The following is an 18,230-nucleotide window of genomic DNA, read 5'->3' on the forward strand; positions in this document are numbered from 1 at the left end:
GGCGGCCGACCCGGGGCCTCCCCTCCGGGGGGGCCGGCTCAGGCGGCGACCTCGTCGGGCGCGGCCAGGGTGATCACATCGGACATGATGCGGTTCAGCGCGAAGTCCTTGGGCGTGTAGATCCGCGCCACGCCCATCGAAAGCAGCGCCTTGGCATCGGCATCGGGGATGATGCCGCCGAGGATCAGCGGCACATGCGCCATGCCGGCATCCTTCATGCGGCGCAGCACCTCTTCGACCAATGGCATATGGCTGCCCGAAAGCACCGAGAGGCCCAGCACGTGGACGCCCTCGTCGCGGGCGCGGTTGACGATCTCTTCCGGGGTCAGGCGGATGCCCTCGTAGTGGATCTGCATGCCGCAGTCGCGGGCCCGGCAGGCGATCTGCTCGGCGCCGTTGGAATGGCCGTCGAGGCCGGGCTTGCCGATCATGAAGGACAGGCGCCGCCCGAGACGGGCAGAGACCGCATCCACCGCGCCGCGCAGCTCTTCCAGCCCCTCGGCGCGATTCGAGATGCCGGCGGCGACGCCTGTTGGGCCACGGTACTGGCCATGGACCTCGCGCATGCATTCGGCCCATTCGCCGGTGGTGACACCCGCCTTCGCCGCGACGATGGAGGCCGGCATGATGTTCGCCCCGGCGCGGGCCGCTTCGCGCAGCCCATCGAGGGCCGCGCGAACCGCGTCATCGTCGCGCGCCGAACGCCAGGCATCGAGGCGCGACACCTGGTCCGCTTCGACCGCAGGGTCGACACGCATGATGCCACCGTCCTCGCCCAAGAGGGGCGAGGGCTCGGCTTCGGTCCAGCGGTTGACGCCGACGACCACGGTTTCCTCGCGCTCGATCCGGCCAAGGCGCGCGGCATTGCTCTCGACCAGGCGGGACTTCATGTAGGAGATCGCGCCGATGGCCCCGCCCATGCCGTCCAGCTGCTTCAGCTCGTCGCGCGCGCCTGCCTTCAGCGCCTCGACCTTCGCGGCCACCGCCGGGTTGCCGTCAAACAGGTCACCGTATTCCAGCAGGTCGGTCTCATAGGCCAGGATCTGCTGCATCCTGAGGGACCACTGCTGATCCCAGGGGCGGGGCAGACCCAGGGCCTCGTTCCAGGCCGGCAGCTGGACGGCGCGGGCGCGGGCCTTCTTCGACAGCGTCACCGCCAGCATCTCGATCAGGATGCGGTAGACGTTGTTTTCCGGCTGCTGCTCGGTCAACCCGAGCGAGTTCACCTGAACGCCATAGCGGAAGCGTCGGTATTTCTCTTCTTCTACCCCGTAGCGCTCACGGCAGATCTCGTCCCAGAGATCGGTGAAGGCGCGCATCTTGCACATCTCGGTGACGAAGCGGATGCCCGCGTTGACGAAGAAGCTGATCCGCCCGACCAGCGCCGGGAAATCGGCCTCGGCCACGCGGGGGCGCAGCGCATCCAGCACCGCGATGCCGGTGGCCAGGGCATAGGCCAGCTCCTGCTCGGGCGTCGCGCCGGCTTCCTGCAGGTGGTAGGAGCAGACGTTCATCGGGTTCCACTTCGGCACCTCGCGGTAGCAATACTCGGCCACGTCCGCGATCATCCGCAGGCTGGGCTCGGGCGGGCAGATATAGGTGCCCCGGCTGAGGTATTCCTTGATCAGGTCGTTCTGCACCGTGCCCTGCAGGGTGGCGGGATCGGCCCCCTGTTCCTCGGCCACGGCGATATAGAGCGACAGCAGCCAGGGCGCGGTGGCGTTGATCGTCATCGAGGTGTTCATCTCGGCCAGGGGGATCTGGTCGAAGAGCGCCCGCATGTCGCCCAGGTGGCAGACTGGCACGCCGACCTTGCCGACCTCGCCCCGCGCCAGCAGGTGATCGCTGTCGTAGCCGGTCTGGGTCGGCAGGTCGAAAGCCACCGAAAGCCCCGTCTGCCCCTTGGCGAGATTGGCGCGGTAGAGCGCATTCGAGGCCGCCGCCGTCGAATGACCCGAATAGGTACGGAAGAGCCAGGGCCGGTCCTTGGCCGGGGGCGTCTCGGTCTGTCGGGTCATCTTGGCTCTCCTCCTCGCTGCATGCGACGCATGGGTAATTTAATTACCTGGGGCTGTAGATATGGGAAAGAATGTGGCGTTGTCAATTCGCCGCATCGCGGCGTCCCGCTCAGAGGCCGGGAAACCGGCGGCGTGGGCCGGGGCGGGGGGGCTCTCGCACGGCGGGCCCTCTGCATGCCTAGTGTTTCTTAGTCGGCTCGCACCGCAAAAAGTTTCCAGAGCGACATAAAATTACAAAATGACGATCAAATGGATTGCAAAGTTACGCGCTGAAATGTATCCCTCCGTCATGCCCCGCGATTCTGCGTCGCGGCGAAACGGGTTGGAGGAGGCCAAAATGGCACTGGATACGGAGACAGGGATCGCCCCCTACACGGCACCGGAGAAAGAGCTTTACGAGATCGGTGAGATGCCGCCGCTCGGCTATGTGCCGGCGAAGATGTACGCCTGGGCGATCCGCCGCGAGCGTCACGGCGAACCCGAGCAGAGCTTCCAGGTCGAAGTGGTCGAGACGCCGAAGCTGGACAGCCACGAGGTGCTGGTTCTCGTCATGGCGGCGGGGGTCAACTACAACGGCATCTGGGCCGGTCTCGGTCAGCCGATCTCTCCCTTCGATGGCCATGGCGCGCCCTATCATATCGCCGGTTCCGATGCCTCGGGCGTGGTCTGGGCCGTGGGCTCCAGCGTGAAGAACTGGAAAGTGGGCGATGAGGTCGTGATCCACTGCAACCAGGACGATGGCGACGACGAGGAATGCAACGGCGGCGATCCGATGTATTCCCCCAGCCAGCGGATCTGGGGCTACGAGACCCCCGACGGTTCCTTCGCGCAGTTCACCCGCGTGCAGGCGCAGCAGCTGCTGCCCCGTCCCAGGCATCTCAGCTGGGAGGAATCCGCCTGCTACACTCTGACCCTGGCCACCGCCTACCGCATGCTCTTCGGCCATCATCCGCATGAGCTGAAGCCGGGCCAGAACGTCCTGGTCTGGGGCGCGTCGGGGGGTCTCGGCTCCTTCGCCATCCAGCTGATCAACGCGGCGGGGGGCAATGCCATCGGGGTGATCTCGGGCGAGGACAAGCGCGAGTTTGTCATGAGCCTGGGCGCCAAGGGCGTGATCAACCGCAAGGAATTCGACTGCTGGGGCCAGCTGCCCACCGTGAACACGCCGGAATATGCCGCCTGGTTCAAGGAGGTGCGCAAGTTCGGCAAGGCGATCTGGGACATCACCGGCAAGGGCAACAATGTCGATATCGTCTTCGAGCATCCGGGCGAGGCGACCTTCCCGGTCTCGACCTTCGTCTGCAAGAAGGGCGGCATGGTGGTGATCTGCGCCGGCACCTCGGGGTTCAACTGCACCTTCGACGTGCGCTATCTCTGGATGCACCAGAAGCGCGTGCAGGGCAGCCACTTCGCCCATCTCAAGCAGGCCTCGGCGGCGAACAAGCTGATGATCGAACGCCGGATCGACCCCTGCATGTCAGAGGTCTTCCCCTGGGAAGAGATCCCGCGCGCCCATACCAAGATGCTGCGCAACGAGCACAAGCCCGGCAACATGGCGGTGCTGGTGCAGGCCCCGCGCACCGGGTTGCGGACGGTCGAGGACGTGCTGGAAGCGGGCGGGAGCGCCAGCTGATCTTTACCGCTTCTTAGGGTGTCGTCCCCAGAATGGCAGGCGAGTCTCCGGACTTGCCTGCCTTGTCTTTGCGGGGCGGCACCGGGCAGAGCATGCGGGAGATCGAGATGCGACAAGAGGGTCAGGGAAGGTCCGGCCGGGCCAGCGATGCGGCGGCTGCCGATGCGATGCTGTCGAAGCTCAGCGCGGACCAATGGATCATCGACGTGCTGGCCGACCTGCAGGAAGCCGCGCGGGACCGGGAGCTCTACACCTCTTCCGAGAAGCTCGCCCAGGTCAGCCGTGTCGTGCAGGATGAGATCACGCGCAAGCGGATCGACCGGATGCGCTCGGCCTTCCAGACCTCCTACGAGCAGGGCAAGATGCCCTCCCTGCGCGAGCACTAGGGCCGGGCAGTAGGGCCCGGCGGTAAGGGCACGGGGTAGGGTGGATGCTGATCCACCTTTGCAGAGGGCCGGACCAGCGCAGGTTGGGCAAGCCGGGGCAGTCGGACAAGCCGGGGGAGGCCGACAAGCTGGGGAAGTCGGGCAAGCCGGGGAAGTCGGGCACCCCGGGGAAGATGGCTTGGCACCCGCCCCACGCCTGCGGCCGCTGTCGCCTTTCGAGCTGCCTCCGGAAATTCTGTCGCCGGGGTCTTCTCTCGGCCTCTCGGGCTCTGGCGCTCTGCCACGCCTCGGGATAGCGTCTCGCCCATGACTGTCCCCGCGCTTACATTTTCCGACGACCAGGCCGAGGCCTGGGACCGTATCTCCGAGACCCTGAAGGGCGCCGGGATCGACCTGCTTGAGGGCACCACCGTGCCGGCCATCGAAGGCCGCCAGCGCTCGCTCGCGGTGCTGGGCAAGGCGGGCTCCGGCAAGACCATGCTGCTGGCCCAGCTCTACAAGGCCTGCGAGGCCTCGGGAGTCTCCATCGTCTCGGGCGATTACGAGCCCAAGCGAGCCAAGGACGCCCGGACGCTTGCCATCCTCGCGCCCACCAACAAGGCCGCCTCGGTGCTGCGCCTGCGCGGGGTGCCGGCGACGACCATCCATCGCATCCTCTACAAGCCCGTCTACGATCCGATCTACGAGGCCATCGCCGAATGGCTCGAGGGCCAGGGCGAGAAGCCCGAGATCGAGGGCACCACGCCCGAGATGCTCGACCGCGCCAAGGCCAGCTACGAGATCAACAAATCGATCCCCGCCGCCCTGGCCGTCGCCGGGCTGCGCGGCTCTGACTTCATCACCGGCTGGAAACGCCGCGACGATCCGCTGGACGTGGGCTTCATCGACGAGGCCTCGATGCTGGACGAACGCCAGTACGACGACCTGCGCGAGATCTTCCCCAACCTCGTCCTCTTCGGCGATCCGGCGCAGCTCGCCCCCGTCGGCCAGTCCGGCAAGATGGTCTTCGAGGCGCTGCCCGAACCCGCCCTGCTGACCCTCGCCCGTATCCATCGCCAGGATGCCGACAACCCGATCCTCGACCTGGCCCATGCCCTGGCCGACCCGATGGTCGATTTCTACGCCTTCGAGCGCATGGTCGAAGAGAAGTCCCGCGCCGACGAGCGGGTCGTCTTCGCCGGCCGGGTCGAGGCCGGGCTGATGGCGCGCTCGCCCGTGCTGGTCTGGCGCAATGCCACCCGCATCCGCCTGATCAATGCCTTCCGCCGGGTCCATGACGCCCCCGAGGACGCCCTGCTGCCCGGCGAGCCGCTGATCTGCGACGGGATCGAACTGCCGATGAAGCACCGCAAGAAGCGCCTCGACCTCGAGGCGCGCGGGCTGATCAAGGGCGCCCAGGTGATCTACCTCGGACCGGGCAAGCGCGGCGGGTTCTCCCGGCTGCACGTGGTCGGGGCCGAGAACCCCCAGGTCTCCGCCGCCTCCATCGTCAAGATCGAGAAACCGGACGAGGAGGAGCCCTTCATCCCCTATGCCGCGCGCATGGGCGCCACCTTCCTGCATGGCGCGGCGGTGACGATCCACAAGGCGCAAGGGTCCCAGTGGCGCGACGTGCAGGTCTTCGCCCCGGATATCGAGGTCGCCTCGCGCATGGGCCGGATCGAGGCCGGCCAGCCGCTGTGGAAACGCCTCGCCTATGTGGCCATCACCCGCGCCGAAGAGCGCCTGCTCTGGGTCACCCGCAACCGGCTGTCGAAGCCGACCGAGCCGCTCTCGGTCGACGACCTGCGCGTCGCCGCCGCGCCGACGCTGACCCTGCAGGCCCAGACCGAGGGGGACTTCGCATGAGCACCATCCTGATCACCGGCGCCAGCGCCGGGATCGGCGCCGCCACCGCGCGCCACTTCCTGGACAGGGGCTGGACCGTCGGGCTGCTGGCTCGCAGCGAGGACAGGCTGCAGGCCCTGGCCGAGGGGCAGCCCCGTGCCCATGTGCTGCCCGCCGATGTGACAGACGAGGCCCAGGTCGAGGCGGCCTTCGCCAGTTTCACCGACCGCGCCGGGCGGCTCGACGTGCTGTTCAACAATGCCGGCATGTTCGGCACCCAGGCCCCGATCGACGAGATCCCGGTGGCCGAGTGGCGGCGGATCGTCGATGTGAACCTCACCGGCATGTTCCTCTGCGCCCGCGCTGCCTTTGCGCAGATGCGGCGCCAGGCGCCGCAGGGCGGGCGGATCATCAACAACGGCTCGATCTCGGCCCATGTCCCGCGCGAGGGCTCGGTCAGCTACACCGCGACCAAACATGCCATCACCGGGCTGACGAAATCCCTTTCCCTGGATGGCCGCCCCTTCGACATCGCCTGCGGCCAGATCGACATCGGCAATGCGCGGACAGAGCTTCTGGACGGGATCATCGCCCGCACCCCCGACAACCCGCCCCCGGTGATGGAGGTCGAGGAAGTCGCCGGGGCGGTGCTGCACATGGCCGAGCTTCCGCTTTCGGCCAATGTGCAGTTCATGACCCTGATGGCGACCAAGATGCCCTATATCGGCAGGGGCTGAGGCCCGTGGGGCGGGGTTCACCCCGCCGTCCCGGCCCCCTGAACCAATGCCCTGCTGCTCAGCGCGTCGGCACCGGCTCCTCGCCGCGGTAGTCGTAGAAGCCGCGGCCGGTCTTGCGGCCCAGCCAGCCGGCTTCGACATATTTGGTCAGCAGGGGGCAGGGGCGGTACTTGGTATCGGCCAGCCCGTCATGCAGCACGTTCATGATCGCCAGGCAGGTGTCCAGCCCGATGAAATCGGCCAGCTCCAGCGGGCCCATCGGATGGTTCGCCCCCAGGCGCATCGCCCCGTCGATGGACTTCACGTTGCCGACGCCTTCATAGAGCGTGTAGACCGCCTCGTTGATCATCGGCATCAGGATGCGGTTGACGATGAAGGCCGGGAAATCCTCGGCCGAAGAGGCGGTCTTGCCCAGCCGTTCCACGACCTTCAGGCAGGCCTCGTAGGTCTCTGAATCGGTGGCTATGCCGCGGATCAGCTCGACCAGCTGCATCACGGGCACCGGGTTCATGAAGTGGAACCCCATGAATTTCTCGGGCCGGTCGGTGCGCGAGGCCAGCCGGGTGATCGAGATCGAAGAGGTGTTCGAGGTCAGGATCGTGGTGGGCTTCAGATGCGGCAGCAGGTCGGCAAAGATCGCCTCCTTGACGTGCTCCTTCTCGGTGGCGGCCTCGATCACCAGATCGGTGGGGCCCAGGTCGGCCAGCACCATGGTGGTCGAGATCCGCGCCATGGCGGCGTCTTTCTCGGCCTGGGTGATCTTCTCGCGGCTGACCTGCCGGTCGAGGTTCTTGTTGATCGTCGCCAGCGCCCGGTCCAGTGCCTCCTGGCTGATATCGTTCAGCAGAACGTCGTACCCCGAAAGCGCGCAGACATGGGCAATCCCGTTGCCCATCTGGCCTGCGCCGATCACTCCTACAGAACGGATCTCCACGGGACCCTCCATCGCTGAATTCGTCGCGGGCAATGTGGACCGGGGCGGGCGCCGCCGCAAGCCCTGCCAGGGTCGCTGACCGGGCTTAGGCCTTTGGCAAGCTTTCACGGGCAGGATGTGCGGTGGGTGAGACATGCGTGGTGGGTACAATGACCTTTGATCAACTGGGCCGGGGTGGCCTTGACTATTTTCCGTGCCGTTACGGGCAGTCGAAGACCTTGTTCCGCGGGCCGAAGCGGCGCATCGACGGGCCCTTCACCGCCTTCCTCGGCGGGGCAGAGACCTACGGCAAGTTCATCGCCCATCCCTATCCGGCGATCCTGGAAGAGCGCCTGGGGGTCGCCTCGGTCAATCTCGGTTGGCCCAATGCCGGGGTGGATGCCTTCCTCTGCGATCCCGACCTGCTGCAGGTGGTGGCCAGGGCCCGTGCCGTGGTACTGCGCATTCCGGGGGCGCAGAACATGTCGAACCGCTTCTACAGCGTGCATCCGCGTCGCAACGACCGTTTCCTGCAGGCCTCCAGCCTGCTGCAGACGGTGTTCCGCGATGTCGACTTCACCGAGTTCCACTTCACCCGCCACCTGCTGACCAGCCTGAGGGACACGTCGGCCGAGCGTTTCGCCATGCTGCGCGAAGAGCTGCAACAGGCCTGGGTGGCGCGCATGGGGCAATTGCTGACCCATATCCCGGTGCCGGTGCTGCTCCTGTGGTTTGCCGACCACGAACCCGCCGCCGCCGAAGATGACGCGGCGCTGGACCGCGACCCGCTCTTCATCACGCCCCAGATGATCGACGCGCTGCGTGACAGGGTGAACGGGGTGATCACCTGCGTGCCTAGTGCGTCGGCCCGTGCCGAGGGCACGGCAGGCATGATCTTCAGCGCCATGGAAGCCCCGGCTGCCGCCGAACAGCTCTCCTCCGCAGCCCATGGCGAGGTGGCCGAGGCCCTGGCCGGCCCGCTCGAAGGCCTGCTCGCTCCCCACTGACGCGGCCCCGCTCCCCCCGGTCAAAAATCAATAGTCCCGGCCTCGGGTTGGAACAGGGTCTCTCTTCCCATCCGAGGGCCGAAAATACTGCGGGGGAGCCTCCGTCATGGAGGCGGGGGCAGCGCCCCCACTGCGCCCACCCCAAGGGCGCTGCCGTTGCAGCTGAGGACTTGTGGCCGTCAAACGGGGGCATTCCGGTTCCGCCCGGCGGCACCGGCCCTCCCTCATATCCGATGGCCGAAAATACTGCGGGGGGAGCGCGAAGGCGCGGGGGGCAGAGCCCCCGACCCCCTGCCTCAAAAGCAAAAGGCCCGCCATGTCTGACGGGCCTTCGCAAGTTCCGTAGGGTGGGGTTTACTCCACCACCCGTCGCGGCTCAGAGCTTCTCGATCAGCTCGGGCACGGCCTCGAAGAGGTCGGCAACCAGGCCGTAATCGGCAACCTGGAAGATCGGCGCCTCTTCGTCCTTGTTGATCGCCACGATGACCTTGGAGTCCTTCATCCCCGCGAGGTGCTGGATCGCACCCGAGATGCCGACGGCCACGTAGAGCTCAGGCGCCACGACCTTGCCGGTCTGACCCACCTGCCAGTCGTTGGGCGCAAAGCCCGAATCGACGGCGGCACGCGAGGCACCAACGGCGGCGCCCAGCTTGTCGGCCAGCTTCTCGATCAGCGCGAAGTCCTCTTCAGAGCCCACGCCACGGCCACCAGAGACGACGATGCCGGCCGAGGTCAGCTCGGGGCGGTCGCTCTCGGCCATCTTGTCCTCGACCCATTCCGACAGGGCGGGGTCTTCGGCAGTGGCGGTGGCTTCGACGGCGGCAGAGCCACCCTCGCCTGCGGCATCGAAGGTCGAGGTCCGGAAAGTGATGACCTTCTTCGGATCCAGCGACTTGACGGTCTGGATGGCGTTGCCGGCGTAGATCGGGCGCTCGAAGGTATCGGCGTCGATGACGGCGGTGACGTCGGTCAGGATCATCACGTCCAGCAGGGCGGCGACGCGCGGCAGGATGTTCTTGGCGTCGGTGGTGGCCGGCGCGACGATGTGGTCGAAGTCGGCCCCCAGCTTGGCAACCAGAACCGAGACCGGCTCGGCCAGGCGGTGGCCGTAAAGCGCATCCTCGGCGACCAGCACCTTGGAGACGCCGGCGATCTTGGCGGCCTCTTCGGCAGCACCCTGGGCGCTTTCGCCGACGCAGAGCACGGTCACATCGCCCAGTTTGCCGGCAGCCGAGACAGCCTTGGCGGTGGCATCCAGCGCCAGCGCGCCGTCGGAGATTTCAGCAAGCAGAAGAACGGCCATTACACGATCCCCTTCTCTTTCAGTTTCGCCACCAGCTCATCGACGGAGCCCACGATCTCGCCTGCCTGACGGGTCTCGGGCTCGGCGGTCTTGACGACCTGCAGACGCGGGGTCACGTCGATGCCGTAGTCTTCCGGGGTCTTGGTCTCGAGCGGCTTCTTCTTCGCCTTCATGATGTTGGGCAGCGAAGCGTAGCGCGGCTCGTTGAGGCGCAGGTCGGTGGTGACGATGGCGGGCAGCTTCACCTTGATCGACTGCAGGCCGCCGTCGACCTCGCGGGTGACCAGGGCGGCGCCGTCCTCGATCTTCACCTCGTTGGCGAAGGTCGCCTGGGACCAGCCCAGCAGGGCCGCCAGCATCTGGCCGGTGGCGTTCATGTCGTTGTCGATCGCCTGCTTGCCGGCGATGACCAGCTCGGGTGCTTCCTCGTCGATCACGCTCTTCAGCAGCTTGGCCACGGAGAGCGGCTCGATGTCGGTATGCACGTCATCGGCGGCGGTGATCAGGATGGCGCGGTCGGCACCCATGGCCAGCGCGGTGCGCAGGGTTTCCTGCGCCTTGGCGACGCCGATGGAAACCACGACGACCTCAGAGGCCGTGCCAGCTTCCTTCAGGCGGATCGCCTCTTCGACGGCAATCTCGTCGAAGGGGTTCATCGACATTTTCACATTGTCCAGATCGACACCCGATCCGTCCGCTTTGACGCGAACTTTCACGTTATAGTCGATCACGCGTTTGACAGGCACCAGCACCTTCATCTGCGGTCACTCCCTTTCTGTCTCTGGACCCTGGCGGATTCGTGCAGGGTCTTCCTTCTCTTGGAAGTTGATATAGGTGCAAGGCTGTTGGTGACAGGTCAAAAGGGACATTCCCCTGCGCTTCAACGTCACGTTTTTTTCCGCATCGCGGCGGAATTTCTGCAGTGCGGAATGTTTATGCGCCCCTACGGCAAGATCATTCGACCGACTCATAGGCGTTTGATCTTCTCATCATATCACCATCCGGCCGGAAAAGCGCCGCCATCTGCACAGAGGTCGCATTCGGGCGATTCTGCGTCGGCTGGACCCATCTCGAAATGGCGCACCTGATAAAGCTGTCCGAAACGCCCAAGCGGCTCGCATCAGGGAAAGGTCGCCTATGAAAACCCAGGTCAAAGCTCTCGTGGTCGGCGGCGGTGCCGTCGGCACCTCCATCGCCTATCACCTTGCGAAAGCAGGATGGAATGACGTGATGCTGCTGGAAAGGGACGAGCTGACCTCGGGCTCGACCTGGCATGCCGCGGGCCTCCTGCCGCTCTTCAACATGAGCTTCGCAACCACCCATATCCACAAGTACTCGGTCGACTTCTACAAGACGCTCGAGGCCGAAACCGGCCTCAACGCCGGCTTCTCGGTCGTCGGCAACCTGCGCATGGCCCAGACCAAGGCGCGGATGGACGAATACATGGTCTATGCGACCACCGCCGAGACCTGCGGCGTGCCCTATGAATGGATGACGCCTGCGCAGATCAAGGAGCGCTGGCCGCTGGTCAATGTCGAGGGGCTGGAAGGCGCGATCTTCCACCCCACCGATGGCTACATCAACCCGGCTGACGTCACCATGGCCATGGCCAAGGGCGCCCGCCAGCGTGGCGTGATGATCGAACGCAAGTGGCAGGTCGACGGCTACCACTGGACCGGCGAGGCCTGGGAAGTCACCTGCACCAAGATGGCCGAAAAGGGCGGCAACCTGGTGCCGACCGAAGAGCAGATCGTGATCACCGCCGAACATGTCGTCACCGCCACCGGCAACCACGCGCAGCGCACCGCCAAGCTCCTGGGCATCAAGACCCCGGCGATCCCGGTCGAACACCAGTTCATCGTCACCGAGCCCGACCCCGAGCTGGTCGCCTACCGCAACGCCGGTGGCGCCGAGCACCCGGTGCTGCGCGATGCCGATGCCAAGTGGTACGTCCGCGAGGAACGCGGCGGCTGGATCCTGGGCCCCTATGAGCTGAACGCGCCCGCGCGCTTCCGCTTCGGCGTGCCCGACAGCTTCCGCGCCGACCTCTTCCCGCTCGATCTGGAACGGATCGAGGAAGAGTACATGTCGATGATCCACCGTCTGCCCAGCTCGGAAACCGTTGGTCTGAAAGACGATTTCAACGGCCCGATCTGCTACACGCCCGACGGCAACCCGCTGGTGGGTCCCGCGCCGGGCCTCAGGAACATGTGGCTGGCCGAGGGCTTCTCCTTCGGGATCACCGCCGCCGGCGGCACCGGCTATTACCTGGCCCAGATGATGGTCGAGGGCGAGGCCGAGATCGACATGGCCTCCCTCGATCCCAAGCGCTACGGCGACTGGCAGAGCAACGATTGGGCCGTGGCCAAGAACGAAGAGGCCTATGAGCACGTCTTCATCCTGCACCACCCCGACGAGGAACGCGAAGCGGCCCGCCCCCTGCGCACCTCGCCCGCCTATGACCGCCAGAAGGCCGCGGGCGCGCAGTTTGGCTCGGTCAATGGGTGGGAACGCCCCAACTACTACGCGCCGGTCGGCTTCGACGACCATGCCTCGCGCAGCTTCCGTCGCGGCGGCTGGTGGCAATACGCGGTGGAAGAGGCCAAGGCCGTGCGCGAAGGCGTCGGCCTGATCGACGCCACCGCCTTCACCAAGCACCTGCTGAAGGGGCCGGGCGCTACCGCCTTCCTCGACTGGTTCACCTGCAACAAGCTGCCCAAGGTCGGGCGCATCAACCTGACCTATGCGCTGACCTCCGCGGGCACCACGCGCACCGAATACACCATCGTGCGCCTGGCCGAGGATACCTATTACCTGGTCTCCGCGGGCGCCTGGCAGGCCTATGACAGCGACTTCCTGATGAAGGCCATCGAGGACAAGATGCCTGAGTTCGGCTGGATGTCCTGCACCGATGTCACCACCCAGTGGGGCGTCTTTGCCCTCGCCGGGCCGAAGTCGCGCGACCTGCTGAAGACCCTGATCCGCGATGCCGATCCGGACAGCGCGCTGTCCAACAAGCGCTTCCCCTGGCTTTCGGCCCGCCAGATCGAGCTGGGCATGGTGCCCGTGAACGCCATCCGCGTCGCCTATACCGGCGAGCTGGGCTGGGAGCTGCATCACCCGATCGAGATGCAGAACCACCTCTGGGATGCGCTGATGAAGGCGGGTGAGCCCTTCGGTCTGAAGCTGGTCGGCGGGCGCGCCCAGAACTGGCTGCGCCAGGAAAAGAGCTACCGCGCCTTCGGCAACGAGCTGGGCCGCGATGCGACCCCGCTGGAAGCCGATCTGCCGCGCTTCATCGACCTCTCCAAGGACTTCGCCGGCAAGGCGGCCCTGGAAGCCAAGGGGGTGCGCTCGAAGTGCGTCACCCTGCTGATCGACGGGCCCGAGGATGCCGATCCCTGGGGCCGCGAGGCACTGTATGATGGCGCGACCCGCGTCGGGCGTCTGACCTCGGGCGGCTACTCGGTGGCCTTCGGCAAGTCCATCGGCATGGGCTATGTCGCGCCCGAGACCGCCGTGGTGGGCAAGACGCTGCAGGTGAAGATGTTCGACAAGCTCTGGGAGGCCGTCATCGTCGAGGACAGCCCCTATGATCCGAAGAACGAGAAGATCCGCATCGACGGCTGATCGCTGCGGAAAGGCGGTAAAGGGGCCGGGCCTTCGGGGTCCGGCCCTTTTCCTTGCCGGGCGCCTGGCCGACCTGTCGGAGGCCTCCGGCGGGAGTATTTTCAGCCTGGTGATGATAGGGGCCGCGCGCTCCGTTAACCGGGCCTGGTGCGGTGGAACATACCGACGTGATACCGACGTTGTGCCGACGCGATGCCGACAGGGCATTTCGGGGGCCAAGCGCCTGTTAACCCGGAGTTTTGCCGGGTGATTCGAGACTGGCGCGGGGTGGGGGGCCGAACGGTCCCTTAACCAAATCGGGCCGGCGAGAGCGCGGTGACCACCTCGTCGGGCAGCTCGGGCGTGCGGCCCAGGGCCAGGTCGGCGGCAAGGTGCGCGGCGGCGGGTGCGGTCTGGAAGCCGTAGCCGCCCTGACCGGCCAGCCAGAGGAAATCGGGATTCGCGGGGGCGCGCCCGATGACCAGCGCATGGTCCGGGGCGAAGCTGCGCAGCCCGGCCCAGGAATGTTCAAGGCGGGTGACCTCCATGGTCACCATCTCTTCAAAGCGGGCCAGGCCCTCGGCCAGCACCATGTCGTCGGCCCAGGCGTCCATCGGCGGCATCGGGTCGGCCTCCGAGGGCGAGACCAGCAGCTTGCCGGCCTGCGCCTTGGCGTACCAGCGCTCGCCCGCCGCATCCACGAAGGCCCAGCCGGACGTGTCCAGCCCCTCGGGCAGGGGCAGCACCGCCATCGAGCGGCGGTAGGGCTGGATGCCCAGGGGCGCGATCCCGGCCAGCCTTGCGATGTCATCGGCCCAGGCCCCGGCGGCATTGACCAGGGTCTTGGCAATGAACGATTTTTCGCCTGCGCTGACCTGCCAGCTGCCGTCGTGCTGCAGGGCCGTGACCTCGGCGCCGGTCACGATCCGCACGCCGCCGGTCAGGGCCGCCTTGCGGGCGTTCTGCACCATCAGGTCGGTGTCCATGGCGTAGGTGTCATGGCGCATGGCGGTGCGGGTGATCACCGATGTGTCGAGCAGGGGAAAGTAGGGCTGCGCCTCGGAGACCGGCACCCGTGCGAGGCCGAGGCCCGCGGCTTCATCGTCGAAGCCGGCCTCGTCCTCGGCGCGGCCCAGCATCAGCATGGGACGGGGGGTGAGGATGCCGCCTGCATCGTGGCTGGCTTCGCTGGCGTGGTTGAGGGCGCGCACGATCCGGTTGCCGTAGTCGCCGATATACATCGCCGCCGAGCGGCCCGAGGCGTGGTAGGCCAGGTGCGGCTCGCGCTCCAGCAGGCAGACCGAGGCATGGGGGGCAAGCTCTGCGGCAAGCGAGAGCCCCGCGATGCCGCCGCCGATGATCAGGATGTCGAAACTGTCGCTCATGCGGTCAGTCTGACACGGGGCAGGGGGCTGTACCAGCCCGGTCCACCGTGGAAGTTGCACAGGGTTTCAAGGGCTTGCCGGGTTTGCAAACCAAGGCTTGCTGTTTTGCAAATGAAAACGCCCCGGCAGGGCGGACCTGCCGGGGCGCGATCTTCAAAGCCAGACGGCTTACTGGGGCACGGCTTACTGGGGCACGGAGCCTTCGATGCCTTCGACGTAGAACATCATGCCGGCCAGGGTGCCGTCATCTGCCACTTCGCCTTCGGCCAGCCAGGGGGTGCCGTCCTGCTTGTTGATCGGGCCGGTGAAGGGGTGGTACTCACCCGCGGCGATGGCGTCCTTGATGGCCAGGGCCTCTGCCTTCACGTCCTCGGGGACCACGTCCGAGATCTCGCCGATGCCGACCATGCCGGTGTCGATGCCTTCCCAGACCGAATGGCTTTCCCAGGTGCCGTCCATGACCGCTTCGACGCGGGAGGTGTAGTAGGGCTCCCAGTTGTCGATGATCGAGGAGACGCGCGGCGAGGGGCCGTATTCGGCCATGTCGCCTGCCTGGCCGAAGCCGATGACGCCGCCGGCTTCCTTGGCGGCTGCCAGGGGCGCGGTGGAGTCGGTGTGCTGCAGGATCACGTCCGCGCCCTGGTCGATCAGGGTCTTGGCCGCGTCAGCTTCCTTGGCCGGGTCCATCCAGGTGTAGAGCCAGATGATCTTGAACTCGACGTCCGGGTTCACCTTCTTGGCGTGCAGGTAGGCCGAGTTGATGCCGCGCACGACTTCCGGGATCGGAACCGAGGCGATGTAGCCGATGATGTTCGACTTGGTCATGTGACCGGCGATGGTGCCCTGCACGGCGCGGCCTTCGTAGAAGCGGGCCGAGTAGGCGGACATGTTGTCGGCGGTCTTGTAGCCGGTGGCGTGCTCGAACTTCACGTCCGGGAACTTGCCCGCGACGTTCAGGGTCGGGTCCATGTAGCCGAAGGAGGTCGAGAAGATGATGTCGGCACCCTGCAGGGCCATCTGGGTCATCGCGCGTTCGCTGTCGGGACCTTCGGGCACGTTCTCCTGGTAGACCAGCTCGACCTTGTCCTCGCCGATGGCCTCGACCATCTTCAGCGCGGATTCATGGTGGTGCTGGGTCCAGCCGCCATCGTTGATCGGGCCGACGTAGACGAAGCCGACCTTGGTCTTGTCCTGCGCCAGGGCGGCACCGGTGCTGAGCGCGGTCAGCGCGGCGACGGTTGCGGCGCCTGCCAGGAAAGTCCGTTTTTTCAGAAGCATATCAATCTCCCATTGACTTGGTTTTGCCCCTTGGGGGCGTGATGTTGCCAGGCCTCACTGCGAGGCATGGAAGGTGCGACCCAGCGAGGCGGGCGCCCCGCTGCGATCGAAGGACATGATGACCAGCACGAGGATGGTGATCAGATAGGGCGACATTGAAAGATACTCGGCCGGGATGGCAATCCCTGCGGCCTGCAGGTTCAGCTGCAGCACGGTGACGCCGCCGAACAGCCAGGCGCCAAGCAGCACCCGCCAGGGTTTCCAGCTGGCGAAGACCACCAGCGCCAGCGCGATCCAGCCCACGCCGCCGGTCATGCCCTCGGTCCATTGCGGCACCCGGATCAGGCTGATGTAGGCGCCGCCAAGGCCCGCGCAGGCACCGCCGAACATGATCGCCATGATGCGGATGCGGATGACCTTGTAGCCAAGCGCATGGGCCGCGTCGTGGTTCTCGCCCACGGCCTTCAGGATCAGGCCCGCGCGCGAGTACTTCAGGAAGGCCCAGGTCGCCGCGACCAGCGCCAGGCCGAAGTAGACCATCAGGTCATGGCTGAACAGCACCTTGCCGAAGAAGGGCAGATCGCTCAGCACCGGCAGGTCCAGCTTGGCCGAAGAGGGCGGCTTGATGCCGACGTAGCTTTGCCCCATCAGGGCTGAAAGCCCCAGCCCGAAGAGCGTCAGCGCCAGGCCCGAGGCGACCTGGTTTGCCAGCGCGAACTGGGTCAGCACGGCAAAGAGGATCGACAGCACGGCGCCGCCGAAGGCTGCCGCCACGAAGCCCAGCAGGGGCGATCCGGTGGTCACCGCGACGATGAAGCCGCAGATGGCGCCGGTGATCATCATCCCCTCTACGCCCAGGTTCAGAACGCCTGCCTTCTCGACGATCAGCTCTCCGATCGCGGCGATCAGCACGGCGGTGGAGGCGACCATGAGAGAGGCCAGCAGGAGCGCGGGATTGATTGCAGAGATATCCATCAGGCAGCCTCTCCCAGGGTGATGCGGATGCGGTAGTTGGTCAGCACGTCGACGGCCAGCAGGAAGAACAGCAGCATCCCCTGGAAGACCTGGATCGCGGCCGCGGGCAGCTGCATCGTCGATTGTGCCGCCTCGCCGCCGATGTAGGTCAGCGCCATCAGGAGGCCCGCCAGCACGATGCCGAAGGGATGCAGCCGGCCCAGGAAGGCCACGATGATCGCGGTGAAGCCATAGCCCACGTTGAAGCCGGTGGTGATCTGACCGGCGGGGCCCGCCACCTCGAACATGCCGGCAAGCCCTGCCAGCGCGCCCGCCGTGCCCATGCAGAACAGCACCAGCCGGCCGGGGTTCACGCCCGAGAAGCGCGCCGCGCGGGGGGCCTCTCCGGTCAGGCGGATCTGGAAGCCCAGCATGTGCCGGTTGAGCAGGATGTACCCCATGATCGCGGCGATGAAGGCCGCGGCCACGCCCCAGTGCATGCCCGACCCGGCGATCACCTCGGTGTTATGGGCCGAAGGGTATTGCTGCAGGTTGCGCGAGCCGGGGAAGCCGAAGCCTTCGGGGTTCTTCATCGCGCCGATGGCCATGGCCTTGAGGAAGTTCTCGGCCACGTAGACCAGCATCAGCGACACCAGGATCTCGTTGGTGCCGAACTTGACCTTCAGAAGCGCCGGGATCATCGCCCAGGCCCAGCCCCCGAGGGCGCCCGCGATGATCATCAGCGGGAAAATCCACCAGGCTTCAAGGGGATAAAGCGCAAGGGCCACACCGGCACCGGCAACAGCGCCCATGATGTACTGGCCCTCGGCGCCGATGTTCCAGATGCCGGCCTTGAAGCCAAGCGAGAGGCCAAGCGCGATCAGGATCAGCGGCCCGCCCTTCACCAGAAGCTGCGGGCGGTAGTAGAAGGCGAATTCGCCGAAGACCGGATCCCAGAAGATCGTGCGGATCGCCTCGACCGGGTTCTTGCCCAGCACGGCGAACAGCAGCCCGCCGGCGACCATCGTGATCAGCACCGCGAGGACCGGGGTGAAATAGCTCAGCGCCTTGGCCGGTTGCGGTCGTTTCTCGAGATAGATCATGCCTGCCCCCCGAAGATCCGGGCGCGGCCCGTGGCATTCAGCTTGCCGAAAGTGTGCCCGCCGGTGGCGGAGGTCGA

Annotated in this window: 14 protein-coding genes; 6 read left to right on the top strand and 8 right to left on the bottom strand. The window is 66.3% G+C overall.

Annotated elements, in window-relative coordinates:
• Positions 1 to 38 precede the first annotated feature (38 nt).
• Positions 39 to 2,018 (bottom strand): methylmalonyl-CoA mutase family protein, encoded by a 1,980-nt coding sequence (locus tag CRO50_RS07195; RefSeq protein WP_097145194.1) that lies wholly within the window; start codon positions 2,016 to 2,018, stop codon positions 39 to 41.
• A 337-nt stretch (positions 2,019 to 2,355) separates the two neighbouring features.
• On the opposite strand from CRO50_RS07195, the gene ccrA reads away from it, so the two are divergent.
• From ccrA to CRO50_RS07215, 4 genes are all read left to right on the top strand, one after another.
• The gene (ccrA, locus tag CRO50_RS07200) at positions 2,356 to 3,651 is read left to right on the top strand and encodes a crotonyl-CoA carboxylase/reductase (RefSeq protein ID WP_097145195.1); all 1,296 of its coding nucleotides are present in this window, start codon (positions 2,356 to 2,358) and stop codon (positions 3,649 to 3,651) included.
• A gap of 107 nt (positions 3,652 to 3,758) precedes the next feature.
• On the top strand, positions 3,759 to 4,037 hold the full coding sequence (locus CRO50_RS07205) for a hypothetical protein (RefSeq protein ID WP_143516868.1): 279 nt from the start codon (positions 3,759 to 3,761) through the stop codon (positions 4,035 to 4,037).
• A 306-nt stretch (positions 4,038 to 4,343) separates the two neighbouring features.
• A complete protein-coding gene (locus CRO50_RS07210) occupies positions 4,344 to 5,885 on the top strand; it encodes an ATP-dependent DNA helicase (protein ID WP_097145197.1) in 1,542 nt (513 codons plus the stop codon).
• The gene (locus CRO50_RS07215) at positions 5,882 to 6,601 is read left to right on the top strand and encodes an SDR family oxidoreductase (protein WP_097145198.1); all 720 of its coding nucleotides are present in this window, start codon (positions 5,882 to 5,884) and stop codon (positions 6,599 to 6,601) included. The genes CRO50_RS07210 and CRO50_RS07215 overlap by 4 nt, the downstream gene beginning before the upstream one ends.
• A 58-nt stretch (positions 6,602 to 6,659) precedes the next feature.
• Here CRO50_RS07215 and CRO50_RS07220 read toward each other — a convergent pair whose 3' ends face one another.
• Positions 6,660 to 7,535, bottom strand: coding sequence for a 3-hydroxybutyryl-CoA dehydrogenase (locus CRO50_RS07220; RefSeq protein ID WP_097145368.1), 876 nt, complete (start codon positions 7,533 to 7,535; stop codon positions 6,660 to 6,662).
• Positions 7,536 to 7,684: 149 nt separating this feature from the next.
• Here CRO50_RS07220 and CRO50_RS07225 point away from each other — a divergent pair, with 149 nt between their 5' ends.
• Positions 7,685 to 8,521, top strand: coding sequence for a DUF6473 family protein (locus CRO50_RS07225; RefSeq protein ID WP_097145199.1), 837 nt, complete (start codon positions 7,685 to 7,687; stop codon positions 8,519 to 8,521).
• 376 nt (positions 8,522 to 8,897) lie between these two features.
• Here the strand turns inward: CRO50_RS07225 and CRO50_RS07230 are convergent, their stop codons facing one another.
• Both CRO50_RS07230 and CRO50_RS07235 read right to left on the bottom strand, forming a co-directional pair.
• A complete protein-coding gene (locus CRO50_RS07230; protein WP_097145200.1) occupies positions 8,898 to 9,824 on the bottom strand; it encodes an electron transfer flavoprotein subunit alpha/FixB family protein in 927 nt (308 codons plus the stop codon).
• Entirely contained in the window at positions 9,824 to 10,582 is a 759-nt protein-coding gene (locus tag CRO50_RS07235; RefSeq protein ID WP_097145201.1) for an electron transfer flavoprotein subunit beta/FixA family protein, read from the bottom strand. Before CRO50_RS07235 ends, CRO50_RS07230 begins: the two co-directional genes overlap by 1 nt.
• Positions 10,583 to 10,961: 379 nt before the next feature.
• Between CRO50_RS07235 and CRO50_RS07240 the strand changes: the two genes are divergently transcribed.
• Positions 10,962 to 13,454 (top strand): GcvT family protein, encoded by a 2,493-nt coding sequence (locus CRO50_RS07240; RefSeq protein WP_097145202.1) that lies wholly within the window; start codon positions 10,962 to 10,964, stop codon positions 13,452 to 13,454.
• Positions 13,455 to 13,741: 287 nt separating this feature from the next.
• Here the strand turns inward: CRO50_RS07240 and CRO50_RS07245 are convergent, their stop codons facing one another.
• From CRO50_RS07245 to CRO50_RS07260, 4 genes are all read right to left on the bottom strand, one after another.
• Positions 13,742 to 14,818 carry an NAD(P)/FAD-dependent oxidoreductase gene (locus CRO50_RS07245; RefSeq protein WP_097145203.1) on the bottom strand — a complete coding sequence of 359 codons (1,077 nt, stop codon included), beginning with the start codon at positions 14,816 to 14,818 and terminating at the stop codon, positions 13,742 to 13,744.
• 183 nt (positions 14,819 to 15,001) lie between these two features.
• The gene (locus tag CRO50_RS07250) at positions 15,002 to 16,096 is read right to left on the bottom strand and encodes a BMP family ABC transporter substrate-binding protein (RefSeq protein ID WP_097145204.1); all 1,095 of its coding nucleotides are present in this window, start codon (positions 16,094 to 16,096) and stop codon (positions 15,002 to 15,004) included.
• A 54-nt stretch (positions 16,097 to 16,150) separates the two neighbouring features.
• Complete coding sequence (locus tag CRO50_RS07255) at positions 16,151 to 17,071, bottom strand: ABC transporter permease (protein ID WP_097145205.1); 921 nt, start codon at positions 17,069 to 17,071, stop codon at positions 16,151 to 16,153.
• Complete coding sequence (locus tag CRO50_RS07260; protein WP_097145206.1) at positions 17,071 to 18,153, bottom strand: ABC transporter permease; 1,083 nt, start codon at positions 18,151 to 18,153, stop codon at positions 17,071 to 17,073. The genes CRO50_RS07255 and CRO50_RS07260 overlap by 1 nt, the downstream gene beginning before the upstream one ends.
• Positions 18,154 to 18,230: the final 77 nt, after the last annotated feature.

Source organism: Pseudooceanicola antarcticus (assembly GCF_900215355.1).
Classification (GTDB): Bacteria; Pseudomonadota; Alphaproteobacteria; order Rhodobacterales; family Rhodobacteraceae; genus Pseudooceanicola; species Pseudooceanicola antarcticus.

Excerpts from the sequence above, each read along its gene's own strand:
- CRO50_RS07195 (WP_097145194.1), bottom strand. The coding sequence starts at position 2,018 with ATGACCCGACAGACCGAGACGCCCCCGGCCAAGGACCGGCCCTGGCTC.
- ccrA (WP_097145195.1), top strand. The coding sequence starts at position 2,356 with ATGGCACTGGATACGGAGACAGGGATCGCCCCCTACACGGCACCGGAG.
- CRO50_RS07205 (WP_143516868.1), top strand. The coding sequence starts at position 3,759 with ATGCGACAAGAGGGTCAGGGAAGGTCCGGCCGGGCCAGCGATGCGGCG.
- CRO50_RS07210 (WP_097145197.1), top strand. The coding sequence starts at position 4,344 with ATGACTGTCCCCGCGCTTACATTTTCCGACGACCAGGCCGAGGCCTGG.
- CRO50_RS07215 (WP_097145198.1), top strand. The coding sequence starts at position 5,882 with ATGAGCACCATCCTGATCACCGGCGCCAGCGCCGGGATCGGCGCCGCC.
- CRO50_RS07225 (WP_097145199.1), top strand. The coding sequence starts at position 7,685 with ATGACCTTTGATCAACTGGGCCGGGGTGGCCTTGACTATTTTCCGTGC.
- CRO50_RS07230 (WP_097145200.1), bottom strand. The coding sequence starts at position 9,824 with ATGGCCGTTCTTCTGCTTGCTGAAATCTCCGACGGCGCGCTGGCGCTG.
- CRO50_RS07235 (WP_097145201.1), bottom strand. The coding sequence starts at position 10,582 with ATGAAGGTGCTGGTGCCTGTCAAACGCGTGATCGACTATAACGTGAAA.
- CRO50_RS07240 (WP_097145202.1), top strand. The coding sequence starts at position 10,962 with ATGAAAACCCAGGTCAAAGCTCTCGTGGTCGGCGGCGGTGCCGTCGGC.
- CRO50_RS07245 (WP_097145203.1), bottom strand. The coding sequence starts at position 14,818 with ATGAGCGACAGTTTCGACATCCTGATCATCGGCGGCGGCATCGCGGGG.
- CRO50_RS07250 (WP_097145204.1), bottom strand. The coding sequence starts at position 16,096 with ATGCTTCTGAAAAAACGGACTTTCCTGGCAGGCGCCGCAACCGTCGCC.
- CRO50_RS07255 (WP_097145205.1), bottom strand. The coding sequence starts at position 17,071 with ATGGATATCTCTGCAATCAATCCCGCGCTCCTGCTGGCCTCTCTCATG.
- CRO50_RS07260 (WP_097145206.1), bottom strand. The coding sequence starts at position 18,153 with ATGATCTATCTCGAGAAACGACCGCAACCGGCCAAGGCGCTGAGCTAT.